The organism is Corallococcus sp. CA047B (assembly GCF_003612065.1).
Classification (GTDB): domain Bacteria; phylum Myxococcota; class Myxococcia; order Myxococcales; family Myxococcaceae; genus Corallococcus; species Corallococcus praedator.
Genome location: NZ_RAWD01000009.1, coordinates 63,421 through 76,859, shown reverse-complemented (window position 1 = coordinate 76,859; position 13,439 = coordinate 63,421). Strand labels below are relative to the sequence as shown.

Below are 13,439 nucleotides of genomic sequence, written 5' to 3'. Positions count from 1 at the left end.
GGAGCCAACACCTGGGCGGGGGCCACGACCCTCCCGGCGGCAGCAGGCGCGAGCAACGCCAGGGGTGGCAACGCCGGCCTCGTCATCCTGCGCTACGACGGCGCCTGCGTCCTGTAGCCGGATCACACCCTCACGGGCGGGGGCGTTCGCTTCGACGTCAGCGTCGCCCCCGCCGCGACGGAGCCGTCCCAACCACCTCAACGCGTAGAGGTGGAAAGGACCCGGCTCCGGGCGCGGCCCGCGCAGGATTGCCCGTGTCATCCGCCCCGCCTAGCGTGGACACACGCCCGGCGGCCGGCGGTGCTCGTCGGCCAGACACCTGCATGAGGATCCGAACATGGTGGCACTGAAGATCGAGAACGTCAGCACCTGGCACCAGTACTGGTCATTCGATCCGCGCCGGTACCTCTATGCGGGTTCAGAGACCTATGAGGCAAAGGCGAAACGTATCGCCCAGGTGATGAACGCCAGCGAGGAGTTCCAGTTCTGGTGCGATCAGGATCAAATCCAGACGGTCACGGTCGGCCTGAAGACCATGATGCAGTTGAAGAAGCAGAGCCAGATCTTGATGCTCTCCTCCATCAAGAACGTCCTCTCCCCGGCGCTGACCATCGACAAGCTCGAAATCATGCTGTGCAGTTGGTATTTCGAGAACTACTCCCTGGGCTTCTGTCTGGGAATGCTCTGCCATGAGCTGGGGGTCCATGCCCTGGCCACCTTGAGCATGACCCAGAAGCACACCGGGGTGCGGACCAAGAGCCCGGCCATGGTGTCGGAGGAGACGTCCGAGAACCAGTTGATTCCGGAGCCGGAAATCGGACCTGGCAGGAACGTGCAGATCCGCCCCTCCGCCGCCCCCCAGCGAGACCATGCCTATGCGGCCACGCCCGGACGGGAGCGCTATCACTTCTATCAAAACCTCGTCGTGAGCATCGCCTACACCTTGAGCCAGACGAAATTCGCCGACCGGAAGGCGGAGATCACCAACCTGTTCGACTGCTATCTCATGGACGTCGCGTCCATCCTGGCGACCGGCGACAAGCGAGGCAAGGGAATGGCGCCCGAGTGGAGTGGCCTGGGCGTGGGCCCGGCGGCGATCGCGGATGTCTACAACGCCAGACGGGAGGACCTGGAAGAGTACTTGCGCAAGGGCAACGAGCTGCCGGAGCTGGTCCAGTTGCTCCCTGCCCGGAAGACCGCGACGGGGGTGACCACCAACTACCTGGGCCTGATGTGGGCCCTGGGTGGCGCCTTCGGGTGGAACTACAGCACCACGTGGGGAAAGTGGTGGAAGGAGGATTGAGTCACGCCTCGGAGCCCCCATGTCATCCCGAAACGACACGACCCATCCGCCCTCTCCGTGGACCCGGGCGGCGCTGGCTGGACACCTCAGGATGCTGGGGCTTGAACCCGGTGACGCGGTGCTGGCGCATGCCGCCCTGCGCTCGGTCGGCCCGATCTTGGGTGGCCCCGACGCGCTGATCGCCGCGCTCGGCGATGTGCTGGGACCCCAGGGCACCCTGCTGGGCTATTGCGACTGGCAGCTCCCGGACGAGGTCCGCGACGCCCCCGAGCTGCGCGACCAGATTCCCCCGTTTGATCCGCTCCGCTCCCGCTCGACCCGCGACAATGGCGCCTTCCCGGAGCTGCTTCGCACCACGCCCGGTGCCAGGCGCAGCGGGAATCCTGGCGCCTCCTGTGCCGCCTTGGGAGGCCGCGCCGAATGGTTCACCGCGGACCATGCGCTCGACTACGGCTATGGACCCCAGTCCCCCTTCGGCAAGCTGGTGGCCTCGGGCGGCAAGACGCTGATGCTCGGCGCACCGCTCGACACCATGACGCTCCTCCACCATGCGGAGCACCTGGCCGACATCCCCCACAAGCGCGTCCTCCGCTACGAGGCGCCGCTCCTCGTCGATGGCCGGACGGTGTGGCGCGAGTTCGAGGAGTTCGACACCAGCGACCCGGTGGTGGAGGGGCTCGCGGACGACTTCTTCGCGGAAGTCGTCGAAGCCTTTCTCTCCACCGGCCAGGGACGGCGGGGCGTGATTGGCGATGCGCCGGCCGTGCTGGTCGAAGCCCGGCCCATGGTGGCCTTCGCCGTCCACTGGCTCGAAAGCCGTTTCAAGTGACGCGTCAGTAGCTGGCGACCGCGTCGCGGTAGCGCACCATCCGCCCCTGCGCCGGATCCCACAGGTTCAATCGCAGACAACCGACGATGTCCTTCAGCGTCAGCGCGGTGACGTGGGGCCCCTGCAATTCCGGCAGGGCGGCCATCGCCTCCGGCAGCCGGTAGAACGGGATGCGCGGGTTGAGGTGGTGCACGTGGTGGTAGCCGATGTTGCCCGTGAACCACGCCATCACCGGCCCGCAGCGCAGGTAGCTGCTGGCCTCCAGCGCCGCGTCCGCGTGCGTCCAGTCCGCGTCCGGCAGGATGGCCACGTCGTCGAAGTTGTGCTGCGCATAGAACAGGTACGTGCCCAGCGCGTACGCGACGAACAGCGGCCCCACGAAGGCGCACAGGTACACCGCGAGGCCGAAGAAATGCCAGACGGCCACCGACAGCGCCACGTGCAAACCGAACGCGAGCCCGGACGTCCAGTAGCGCTTCGGGTTCTTCACGAACGGCACCAGGCACAGGCTGATGAGGAACGCGGTGACGTAGCCGAACAGCAGCGTCACCGGGTGGCGCTCCACCATGTAGCCCAGCCGCTTCCAGCCCGTGGCCTTGCGCCACTGCTCCGTGGTCCAGGTGACGAAGGTGCCGGCGGAGTCCGCCGCGATGCGCGCCGTGTTCGCGTGGTGGTGGTTGTGCGTGTCATTCCAGATGCGCGCGGGCGTGAGCGTGAGGACGCCCTGCACCTGGAAGAGCGCCTTGGCCCACTTCGACTTCGGCAGCAGCGCCCCGTGCATCGCGTCGTGGAAGAGGATGAACGCGCGGATGAGGACCAGCGCTTCGATGAGACCTCCCACGATGCGCAGGGGCCACCAGGGCGCGGCCACCGCCAGCACCACCGCGCCCACCAGCGCGGCATAGGTGGACCCCAGGGCCCAACCCGAGCGCGCGGCGTCCTGCGTGGCGAAGGCACGCGTGCGGGCAATGAGGTCCTTGCTCGAATGCGACGCGGTTCGTTCCATGGCGAGGAGACTCCGACGGTGACCGCCCGGCGAGACACCGGGGCGGATGACGGCCATCGTTGTCGCATCGCCATGTCATGGCCGGGTCAGCGGTCCGCACGACGCAAGGGCGTGTCCCCGCGTCATCGATGACGCGGAGGGCCGACGCGCCGGGCCGGTGTCCGGTGCCGGTGAAGGGCTCGTGCTTCAGCGCTTCTTGCGCCACGCCTTGAGCTCGCCCTTCTTCTCCACGCCGACCTCGTCCAGGCGCTCCTGCCAGCGCTTGCGGTAGGGACGCAGGGCTTCCGCCACCGTGCGGGCCACCACGAGGTTGCGGTACCACTTGGCGTCCGAGGGGACCAGGTGCCACGGCGCCTGCTCGGTGGACGTCCGGGCGAAGACCTCCTCATACGCGCGCGTGTAGTCGCCCCAGTGCTTGCGGTCCTCCCAGTCCCCGGCGCTGATCTTCCACGCCTTGCGCGGCTCGGCTTCGCGCGCGAGCAGGCGCTGCTCCTGTTCCTCCTGGCTGATGTGGAGGAAGAACTTGAGGATGATGGTGCCGTGCTCGTTGAGCAGGGATTCGAAGTCGCGGATGTGCTGGTAGCGCAGCTTCCACAGCGCCTTGGGCACCAGCGAGTTCACCCGCGCCACGAGCACGTCCTCGTAGTGGGAGCGGTTGAAGATGGAGAACTCGCCCTTGCGCGGGGCCTCGCGGTGGACACGCCAGAGGAAGTCGTGCTCGCGCTCCTCGGTGCTGGGCACGCCGAAGGAGGTGACGCTCACGCCGCGCGGGTTGAGGCTGCCCACCACGTGCTTGATGGTGCCGTCCTTGCCGGCGGTGTCCCGCCCCTGCAGGACGATGAGCACGGAGTTCATCTTCGCGCCCCACAGCAGGTCCTGGAGGTCGAACAGCTCCTCGCCCAGCGCGTCGAACTCCGTCTTCGCCTCGTCCCGGTCCGCCTTCTTCGGCGGAGCCGCGGAGATGCGATCCAGCTTCACCTTCACCGCCTGCTTGTCATTGCTGATGGTGTTCATGGTCCCCTGCCCTCCCGGTGTGGAGGGATGCTGCCCGGGAGTCCGGGGGATTCACACCCCCGAGCAAGGGGACCCGGGTCGATTCACCGGATCTGGACCTTTCAGGGCATCTGCCCGAGCTTGGCGGTAGCGGGCGGGGGCACGCCGCGACTCCGAGCGCCCGATACACGGGACGCGCACCGCGGACGCCACCGTCACTCCTGCGCGACGGTGGCCTCCGACAGGACATGGCTGACGACCGCCATGTGCATCGCCAGGGTGTCGAACTTCCGGCCCAGGGTCTTGTCGGATTGGAGCAGGCGTCCCAGCGCCGCACGGCCCATCCCCATACGCTCCGCGAGGCTGTCGAACAGCACCTCCACCTCCTCGCGCTCGGGCTGGAGGCGGCTGCTCTCGGCAATGGCCCGAAGCCCCAGGGCCAGCCGCCCCCTGTGTCAGGGAAGTTGTCGCCTCGGCTGAACAGCCGGGATGACCACGCCCTGGGGGCGAGAGCAGGCAGGATGCAGTGCCGTACACGGACGGATTCAAGTCAGAGATGGTGAAGCGGATGGTGGGCCCGGGCGCGGTGAGTGCCGCCGCGTTGGCCCGCCAGGTGGGCGTGTCGCAGCCGACGTTGTCGCAGTGGTTGCAGGAGGCGAATAAGTTGGCGGCGATGACGCCCCCGCCCGAGGAGAAACCCGCTGCGCCGTCTGGACCGAAGAAGTGGACGCCCGAGGAGAAGCTGCGCGTACTGGTGGCGGCCCAGGGCCTCGCAGGTGGGGAGTTGGGGGCGCTGCTGCGCCGTGAGGGGCTGCACGAGGAGAAGCTGAAGGAGTGGCAGCAGGCCCTCGCGGGTGCAGCCACGGAAGCCCTGCCGGCCAAGGAGCGCAGGCGGCTGGCGGCGGCCGAGAAGCGAGTGAAGGAGCTGGAGCGGGAGTTGCACCGCAAGGAGGGGGCGCTGGCGGAGACGGCGGCGCTGCTGGTGCTCGAAAAAATACTACGCCAGCAAATATGGCCTGTGCCCGCCGGTGTTGTCCCTCTGAGAGGAGGCACAACACCATGGCTCGGACGACGGCTCGCCCTGTAGCCACCCGTGAGGTGAGGCTCGACAGCGAGCGCAGGGGCTGCGAGGCGTGCGGCACGAGGACGCGGGCGGACTGGCGCTCGCGGCGGTGCGTGACAACGCTCACGGGGTGCGTCGGATTGTCAGTGCAAGTCCGGGTGTGCCACCAGGAGGGATGCCTGCTCAAGGGCGTGCCGCTGAGGGCCGAGGAGGAGGGCCGCTGGGCGCTGCCCGAGCACGAGTTCGGCCTGGACGTGCTGGCCTTCATCGGTGCGCAGCGCTACCAGGAGCACCGCAGCGTGCCGGAAATCCACGCCCTGTTGCGTGCCAGGGGCGTCGCCATTTCCGAGCGCACCTGCACCAACCTGCTCGACCGTTACGACGAGTTCGTCAGCCTCCAGCTGCTCGACTCCGGGCGGCTGCAGGCGGCGCTCAAACAGCAAGGGCGGGCCGTGCTTGCCATTGATGGGCTTGCCCCGGACGTAGGGCACGAGGTGCTTTGGGTGGTGCGCGAATGCCTCTCGGGCCAGGTGCTGCTGGCCCGTCCGCTGCTGTCCGGGAGCGAGCAGAACCTGGTACCGCTTCTGGAGGAGGTGCGGCGCGCGCTGGGGCGGGTGCCCATTGTCGGCGTGGTGTCCGATGGGCAGCGGAGCATCCGCAACGCCCTGGCCCACGCACTGCCCCAGGTGCCCCACCAACTGTGCCACTTCCACTACCTGCGTGAGGCGGCCCGTCCCCTGTACGAGGTCGACCGGCATGCGAAGAAGGAATTGAAGAAGCGGGTGCGCGAGGTGAGGAAAGTCGAACGGGCTGTGGAAGGCCGCCAGGACGCGGGCGCCCGCTTCGAGGCCCTCGAGCCCATTCGCCAGGGCGTCAAAGCCCGCTTCGGTGCGTACGGCCGAGGCGTGGCGGCGGGGCTGTCCATCCGCAATGACAACGGCAGCCAGTACACCTCCGATGCCTTCCAGAACGAGCTGAGCTTCCTGGGCGCCGAGTCCAGCCCGTCCTTCGTCCGCAGTCCCGAGGGCAATGGCTGTGCCGAGCGCTTCATCCGCACCCTCAAGGAGCAGCTGCTCTGGGTGCGCACCTTCGCAACCGTGGAGGAGTTCCGGCTGGCCCTGCTGGAGTGGGCTCACCGGTACAACGAGCACTGGTTGCTGGAGCGTCACCATTTCCTTTCGCCGAGTCAGGCCCGGCGGGAACTGATGCACAAGCACGCGGCCTGATTACGACCAACCTGGTGTCTCATCAATCCGGTGCGGTACAGGATAGAGGTCCTGGTGGGCCATGTCTTCCTGCAGTGCATGGGTTGCTTCTTCTTCGGGGCGGTGTGCGGCGGAGGGGCGCGCGCGGATGAGTTACCGGAGAGTCGACATGTGGTGTCACGATGATTCCGACCCCACTTTCACTGTTACAGGAACTCGCCGGCCCACGCGCGCCTCGCTTGCTCACCTCAACGCGCTCATGACGCAGCGAGCGAATTTTGGGCAGGCACAAGGGGTTGACGTTGCGGGGACGGATGCTCAGGCGTGGAGCTGCTTCTGGAGCCAGGCGGGGAGCTCGCCGCCCCGCTTCAGGTCCTGCTTCTCCTTGAGGAACACGTCGCTCAGGGAGCCCTCAATGGAGACACCGCCGCTGGCGAGCCCCGCGTCCAGCGACAGCTCCCCGGTGAAGCCGGCCGTCGCCGCGAGCTCGCCCTCCACGGTGACGGGCACCTTCGCCACCAGGTTCTTCGCCAGCGACCCGAAGTCACCCTTGGCCAGGGCCTCGAACGCCTTGTGGTCCTCCCCCAGCGCGGCGGTGACGTCCGCCGTCTTCGCCGTGAGCTTCAGCTTGCCGGCCAGGCCGGTGTCGCCCTTGAGGCTGGCCTCCGTCTGCGTGCCTCCCGGCGTGGCCAGGCCCACGCGGCTCTTGCTGGAGACGCCCACCTCGGCGGAGAGCGTGGAGTCCACGAGGGTGCCCTTGAACTTGGAGGGGCGGCCCTGCAGCGCCGCCTCCAGGTCCAGCTTCCCTTCGACCTCGAACTTGCTCTGCAGGGCGAGCTTGATGGAGCCCTTGCCCTCGCCTTCCTTCGTGAAGACGGTGCCGCTGCCGACGAGGCCCTTCTCCTCGAACTGCCCGGACTGCTCCACGGTGATGGTGGGCTTCTGGCCGTTCTTGCCGAACACGATGTCGACCTTCGCCTCGAGCTGTCCCTTCAACTCGAGCTCGAGCGGGACGTTGGGCAGCGGCAGTTCCCCCGCGAGCTTCCCGGCCAGGGTGCCCTTCACCGAGAAGCCCTTCAGGTGGTCGCCGAGGAACTTCTGCTCGTCCGTGACGTACGAGTCCAGCTTCCGGTTGGCGTCACCCGCCTTGTCGAAGAACTTGCCGAGGCCGTCAGCGCCCACCGCCTTGGCGGCGCCCGCCAGGAAGCCGGAGACCTTGTCGCCGACCTTGGCGCGCAGCGCGGGCTCGTTGCTGGCGGTCGCGATGATGCCCAGTCCGCGCAGGGCGTCCTCCTTGGACTTGAACTCGTACTTCGGCGAGACGCCGGCCCCGAGTTCCGCGGAGCCATCCACGATGGGGACCTTCGTGCTCGGCGCGGCGGTGAGCTTCCCCTCGTCGAGAGCGGTGACTTCGTAGGTACCGTTGGGCCCCCGCTTCACCTCGACCTCACTGCCAAGCTCGCCACCGACCTTCACGGGGCCCGCCTTGACCTTGCCGTTGGCGCTCAGCTTGAGCTTCACGCTGTCGCCCTCGGAGTTGAGGGCCACGTCCAGGGCCTCGCCGAGCCGGCCCTGCTTCGCCAGGTCCTGGGTCTGCTTCTGCTTCGCCTGGGCGCCACCGAGCGAGGACGGGGCTCCGCTGCCCTGCACGGCGCCGCGGGCCGTGACGGTGTTCCTGGCGCCCGGGTTGAGCTCGACCGGCGACTTCTTCGGTGCGTCCGCGTAGGCGTCCCGGGCCTCCGCGGCGCGCTTGGTCTGCGGCATGTTGTCCCGAGCCGCCGCCTTGCGCTTGGCCTCGGCCGCGAGCCGCGCTGCCTCCTGCTGGGCCGCCTCTGCGCGGCGCTTTGCTTCGGTAGGGTCTACTTTTGCCGCTCCGGAGCTTCCAACCGCCTTCACTGCACCCATGGGATATCTCCTCTTGACGTGGGGGGGAGCCCCTTGTCAGCATTGAAACAGACGCCATGCATGTGATTGAGGGGGCGGGCATAAGACAGGCCCGAGGTGGGGTACGTCCTGCGCGAGTCGATGCGTGTCTGCCCCTGCAATCGAGGAGAAAGAGGGAGGAGTCCAACCGACGTCCCAAAAAATCTCGGGAGACGACGCTGGCTGATCCAGTGGAGACGCTGGCTCAGCGCTCTTACCCCAAGACCGTCATGCTCTACGACGTAGGCACCGATGGCGACGTCGTCGCCCTGGAATGGAGGCAGGAAGTCGGCACGTCAGGAATGCCGACTGGCGGGCACCCGATGGACGCTGGGCGTCAAGGACTTCAGTCCAGCAATCCCAGGAGGCTGATGTCCAGTCGGCTGCTGACCAGTCCCATGAGGCCCTCCAGTACGAGCGGGTCCTGCTTCAGCAGGGTGCGAGCTCTGGAGCTGCCCCCGTCAAATCGGACAGCTCAGGGTTGAGAGTTAGCAGTACGGAACTCGCGGGGTGACTTCATCTTCAGCCCGCGATGCGGGTGGCAGCGGTTGTAGTCGCCGAACCAGGAGGGCAACTGGGCGAGGACGTGAGCGGCCGAGGGCAGTTCGTTGAGGTAAAGGACTCGGCCATGCCATTGCGCTGGGGCGAGTAGGAGGGCGTGGTGCACACTCGCAGGCCGAGGCTGAGACCGAAGTCGCGGGTGTCCCTGGCGGTGTAGACGGGGCCGTTGTCGGACAGCCACTCTACCGCGAAGCGCACCCGCTCCGCTTGCGCTCACCACCTCCAACACCGGCTCCTCCGCGGCGGGCGCCCTCGCAACTTGCACTGCCAACAGGCGCACGGGCTTACCTCGCGCCGCCTTGGCCCGCCGACTCCGGTACACCCACGACTGCAACGTGCTCAGTCTCACGCCTCGCTGAAGCGCGAACTCCTGCTGCGTCTGGCCGCTGGCCTCGAACTCATCCGCGACCCGCACCCAATCCGGCTTCTCCACCTGCTTCGACATGCTCGCTAGCGTCCGCCGCCCTCACTGCGTCGGCAACCGCCCGCAGCACGTCGTTGGCCGGACGGTTACGCGCTTCTCCACCTCGGACAGGCGGTTGGCGGGTCGAGTGCGTGGACCGCACCGCCCGTCCTGCGCGGTGGCTGGCTTCCTCCAGCGTTGAATGGTTCGAGGCGCCACCCCGACGAGGGGGAGGCCCGGGCCACGGTTTTGATTGTCTTTCGCAGGACACGGTGAACCGTGCGGCAACAAGGCAGGAATTCGCCCACCCAGGACTCACGGAACATCGAGTGCGAATCTTGGGAGTCAAGAAAGCAGTGGGGTACACCTCCGCTCCGAATGCGAGTCAACGCATGACTGCCCATGCACCCGTGATGAAAGAGGGAGTAGCCTAACCTGCATCCCAAGATTTTCCTGAGGGGGCCTCATGAGCGAACGAATACCCGCATCCGCCATGTCCGGCGAACCGGAACGCGGCGCAGAGTCCTCACGCATGCCGTCATGTCCCCAGGAAGCGACGCTGACGGATTTTCTTGCCGGGCTGCTCTCCGAAGAGACTCGGGGCTCCGTCCTGGCACACCTGGAAAGCTGTGCGGACTGTCGGTGGGTCCTGGTGGCGGGAGCGGGCGCCGAGGCCCTGTCCAGTGCTTCGGAGGTCGTTGCGAAGGAGCCTTTGCCCCTGCTGCTAGTGCCTGGCGCCAGGGTCTCCCGCTATGTGGTGCGAGAGCGCCTTGGCTCCGGAGCCATGGGCGTCGTCTACGCGGCGGATGACCTGGAGCTCGGCCGCCGGGTGGCCCTCAAGATGCTGCGTCCCGAGGGACGCCAACGCGAGGAGCTGCGGCAGCGACTGCTGCGCGAGGCACAGGCGCTCGCCCGACTCTCCCACCCCAATGTCGTCACCCTCTACGACGTGGGCACCCACGGAGATGGTGTCTTCCTCGCCATGGAGCTGGTGGAGGGCACCACCCTGGCGGAGTGGATGAAGCAGCCGCGCCCCTGGAAGGACGTGCTCCGCGTCTTCCTCGAAGCCGGCAAGGGCCTGGCCGCCGCGCACGCCGCGGGGCTGGTGCACCGCGACTTCAAGCCCGCCAACACCCTCCTGGGCAAGCACGGCCGCGTCTTCGTGACGGACTTCGGCATCGCCGGGCCGCTCCACCAGGAGGAGGGCGCTCCGCTCCAGGAGCACGACAAGGCCCCGGTCGCCTCCATGAGACACCTCACCCGGACGGGCCAGCTTCTGGGCACGCCCGCCTACATGGCTCCGGAGCTCATTCGGGGCCAGCGCGCGGATGCCCGCTCCGACGCGTTCAGCTTCTGTGTGGCACTCCACGAGGCCCTCTTTGGCGCGCGCCCCTTCCAGGGCGAGACGCTGAAGGACCTGGCTCAGGCCGCGCGGCAAGGCAGCATCAGCCCCCCGAAGTACGAGGTGAAGATTCCAGCCCATGTCCAGCGCGCGCTCCTCCGGGGGCTCCGCTCCAGCCCCGAGGAGCGCTTCCCCTCCATGGAATCCCTCCTGGCAGCGCTAACCCCCCGGCCCATCCGGTGGCTTGCGCGGATGATGGCCACCGCAACCGTGGCTGGAGTCCTGGGCACCCTCGCGGCCTACGGAGCGACGCACCAGGAGGGGAGCCACTGCGAGCAGGAAGTGGAGAAACTCGCGGCGGCCTGGAGCCCCGCGCGACGCGAACGGATCCGCGCGGCCTTCCTGTCCACGGGCGCGTCCTACGCCGCGCCCGCCTGGGAGCAGCTCGCGTCGGTGCTGGACACCCATGCGACTCAGTGGCGGACGCTTCGCACCGAGGCCTGCTTGGCCGCGGGCAGTGACACCGGAGATAAAGCCTGGCAGACGGCCGCGTGCCTCGACGCGCGGCTCTGGCAACTCGCTGCCGTCACCGAGGTGCTGGAAAAGGCAGATGCGGAGACAGTCAAGAACGCGCACCAATTGACGGCCTCCCTTGAAGGGCTCACCGGCTGCCGGGACACGCCCGGGCTCTCGAGCCGTCCGCAGCCACCGGAAATCCTCCGCCCCCGCGTGGACGAAGTCCGGCGCAAGTTGGCCCAGGCCCAAGCAGACCTCGCCGCGCGCCGGTTGCACCAGGGGCTTGGCGTGACAGAAGCCCTCATTCAGGAACTCCGAGGCCTTGATTACCGGCCACTGGAGGCAGAGGTGCTCGTGGTTCATGGCGAGCTCCACCAACTGCTCGAAAGAGGGAAGGAAGCAGAGACATTCCTCTACCAGGCACTCTGGGCCGCCGAGGCCGGACGTGACGACGAGTCGGCGGCTCGTGCATTGCTTCTCCTCGTCTCAGAGGTGGCCGATGCCCATCCGCGCCGTAACGAGGAAGTGGAGAAGCTTATCCGCCACGCCCAAGCAGCCGTGGAGCGACTGGGGCGAGGGCGCTTCCCGGACATCACGGCGGACCTGTACCTCCGCGTGGGGTCGGCGCGGATGATTCAGCTGAAGGATGCCCAGGCGGAGGCTGACATCATTCAAGGCTTGAATTTCGTGCGCAAGAATCAGGGGCCGGAAGGCCTGCGCATCGCCACCCTCCTCCATCGACTCGGATGGATTCGATTAAATCAGGGGCGTCTCGCGGAGGCGATGGAGCTCCATCGCCAGGCCCTCGAGCAGCGCAAGCGTCTGCTGGGCTCCGACCACCCCCTCCTCGTTCGTTCCTACGACAGCCTCGCCTCGACATACATGAGCCTGGGGCGGAGGGCCGATGCCATCGACGCTTGGCATCGGGCCCTAGCCATCATCGATGCGGCGGACACCCCGGAGACCCCTGAGCTCGCACGCATGCTCCAGCACCTCGCCATCCCGCTCCGTTTCGACGACCAGTGGGAGGAAGCGTTGTCCATGCTCGAGCGGTCGCGCGTGATCTTCGAGAGTGCTCTGGGGCCCGACAACCTCAACATCGTCATGGTACTTCGAGAGCAAGCAGCCATTTCCCTGGAGGCCGGCCGGAACGACGAGGCACTCCGTCTTTCCACACAGGCCGTGGAGCATGCCCAGCGGGCATTCGGTCCCGCCACCAGTTATGCCGCGTGGCCGCTGAAGGTCCGCGCCCGGGTACACCTGCGCGCGGGCCGACATGTCGCGGCTCGACGCGACCTGCAGGAGGCCTTGAGTCGGCTGGAGAGAGAGTTGGGCCCCAAAAACGGCGGCACCGCAGCGATACTCATTCCCCTGGCGGAGCTGGCCCTGGTCACCCAAGCTCCCAAAGAGGCTCTTGCGTATTGCGAGCGTGCGCGCAATCTCCTCGGTGAGGTGCAGGCCTCGCAATCCGTGGACGTCGCAAGCGCCTTGGCCTGCGCCGGAGAAGCCCACCTCGCCCTGGGTGGAGCCAGCAAAGCGGTGCCGATGCTTGAGCGCGCCCGGAACCTCCAGCGCCAGCAACCTGACGCCATGTTCCCCGAGAAAGCCGCGAAGACCTCATTTTTGCTGGCCCGAGCGCTTGTTGACACACACACCTCCCCTGACCGGGCGCGCGCGCTCACGCTGGCCGAAGAAGCGCGAGCGGGAATGGAGTCAGCGGGAGCCCGCGGTAAGCCTGAACTTCAGAAGATACTGGCCTGGCAGCGACGCATGGGGCAACGATGAGGGAAGTACCAACGACAAGCACGCCGCTGCGCTGCGGTGGGAGTGGGCGCCACTCGACCAACACGCTGGGATTGAGACAGTGGCGGGAAAGCCCACTCCGACCAAAAAGAAACGGAATGCAGCCATCAGCCAGGTGGAGACGACCTACGGCGCGTTCCGGGCTGCGCCGGACAACAGCCATCCCTTTCATTGACATGTATGCAAATCAATGAAGGTGGAGAATCCCAAGGAAGTTCTCGGCTTTCACCGCGTAGCGGGCAACACGGCGGAGGAAGTGGAGCCAGGCGAAGAAGCGTTCCACCTTCCAGCGCCGCTTGTGGCGCCGCAACTCGTGCCCTTCCTGCGGGCCTTGCGCTTGCGGCCTCGGCGGCGCGGGGCAATCGGCTTCACTCCGCGCTCGTCTCGGAGTCGCTTGTCGAGCGCGGCCTCAAGAGCTTGGACCACACTTCCCCCAGCCCTGAAATCACCGATGGCATTCCTGGATGGACAAGCACCACCCGAGTGGGTGGA

Annotated in this window: 9 protein-coding genes and 1 pseudogene; 5 read left to right on the top strand and 5 right to left on the bottom strand. The window is 67.3% G+C overall.

What is annotated here, in order from left to right:
- Positions 1–337 precede the first annotated feature (337 nt).
- Together D7X74_RS03320 and aac(3) are read left to right on the top strand one after the other, a co-directional pair.
- Positions 338–1,303 carry a hypothetical protein gene (locus D7X74_RS03320; protein WP_120531443.1) on the top strand — a complete coding sequence of 322 codons (966 nt, stop codon included), beginning with the start codon at positions 338–340 and terminating at the stop codon, positions 1,301–1,303.
- Between the two features lie 19 nt (positions 1,304–1,322).
- Positions 1,323–2,132, top strand: coding sequence for an aminoglycoside 3-N-acetyltransferase (gene aac(3) / locus D7X74_RS03315; protein ID WP_120531442.1), 810 nt, complete (start codon positions 1,323–1,325; stop codon positions 2,130–2,132).
- A gap of 4 nt (positions 2,133–2,136) precedes the next feature.
- Here aac(3) and D7X74_RS03310 read toward each other — a convergent pair whose 3' ends face one another.
- The 3 genes from D7X74_RS03310 to D7X74_RS42885 form a co-directional block, all read right to left on the bottom strand.
- A complete protein-coding gene (locus D7X74_RS03310; RefSeq protein ID WP_120531441.1) occupies positions 2,137–3,138 on the bottom strand; it encodes a fatty acid desaturase in 1,002 nt (333 codons plus the stop codon).
- A 186-nt stretch (positions 3,139–3,324) separates the two neighbouring features.
- The gene (locus tag D7X74_RS03305; protein WP_120531440.1) at positions 3,325–4,152 is read right to left on the bottom strand and encodes a polyphosphate kinase 2 family protein; all 828 of its coding nucleotides are present in this window, start codon (positions 4,150–4,152) and stop codon (positions 3,325–3,327) included.
- Between the two features lie 194 nt (positions 4,153–4,346).
- Positions 4,347–4,508, bottom strand: coding sequence for a hypothetical protein (locus D7X74_RS42885; protein ID WP_158620341.1), 162 nt, complete (start codon positions 4,506–4,508; stop codon positions 4,347–4,349).
- A gap of 149 nt (positions 4,509–4,657) precedes the next feature.
- Between D7X74_RS42885 and D7X74_RS03300 the strand changes: the two genes are divergently transcribed.
- Entirely contained in the window at positions 4,658–5,218 is a 561-nt protein-coding gene (locus tag D7X74_RS03300; RefSeq protein ID WP_255424354.1) for a transposase, read from the top strand.
- On the top strand, positions 5,191–6,420 hold the full coding sequence (locus D7X74_RS45180) for an integrase core domain-containing protein (RefSeq protein ID WP_370450705.1): 1,230 nt from the start codon (positions 5,191–5,193) through the stop codon (positions 6,418–6,420). Before D7X74_RS03300 ends, D7X74_RS45180 begins: the two co-directional genes overlap by 28 nt.
- Positions 6,421–6,717: 297 nt before the next feature.
- Here D7X74_RS45180 and D7X74_RS43915 read toward each other — a convergent pair whose 3' ends face one another.
- Together D7X74_RS43915 and D7X74_RS03280 are read right to left on the bottom strand one after the other, a co-directional pair.
- The gene (locus D7X74_RS43915; RefSeq protein ID WP_233595469.1) at positions 6,718–8,304 is read right to left on the bottom strand and encodes a hypothetical protein; all 1,587 of its coding nucleotides are present in this window, start codon (positions 8,302–8,304) and stop codon (positions 6,718–6,720) included.
- Positions 8,305–8,797: 493 nt separating this feature from the next.
- Positions 8,798–9,093, bottom strand: a pseudogene (locus D7X74_RS03280) (integrase core domain-containing protein); the annotation flags it as partial.
- 686 nt (positions 9,094–9,779) lie between these two features.
- Here D7X74_RS03280 and D7X74_RS03270 point away from each other — a divergent pair.
- Positions 9,780–12,929: a tetratricopeptide repeat protein gene (locus tag D7X74_RS03270; protein ID WP_120531435.1), complete on the top strand. Its 3,150-nt coding sequence runs from the start codon at positions 9,780–9,782 to the stop codon at positions 12,927–12,929.
- The last annotated feature ends 510 nt before the right edge of the window (positions 12,930–13,439 follow it).

What these genes read in the sequence shown, in the direction of transcription:
- D7X74_RS03320 (WP_120531443.1), top strand. Translation starts at nt 338, where the DNA reads ATGGTGGCACTGAAGATCGAGAACGTCAGCACCTGGCACCAGTACTGG.
- D7X74_RS45180 (WP_370450705.1), top strand. Translation starts at nt 5,191, where the DNA reads ATGGCTCGGACGACGGCTCGCCCTGTAGCCACCCGTGAGGTGAGGCTC.
- D7X74_RS03270 (WP_120531435.1), top strand. Translation starts at nt 9,780, where the DNA reads ATGTCCGGCGAACCGGAACGCGGCGCAGAGTCCTCACGCATGCCGTCA.
- D7X74_RS43915 (WP_233595469.1), bottom strand. Translation starts at nt 8,304, where the DNA reads ATGGGTGCAGTGAAGGCGGTTGGAAGCTCCGGAGCGGCAAAAGTAGAC.
- D7X74_RS03310 (WP_120531441.1), bottom strand. Translation starts at nt 3,138, where the DNA reads ATGGAACGAACCGCGTCGCATTCGAGCAAGGACCTCATTGCCCGCACG.
- D7X74_RS03305 (WP_120531440.1), bottom strand. Translation starts at nt 4,152, where the DNA reads ATGAACACCATCAGCAATGACAAGCAGGCGGTGAAGGTGAAGCTGGAT.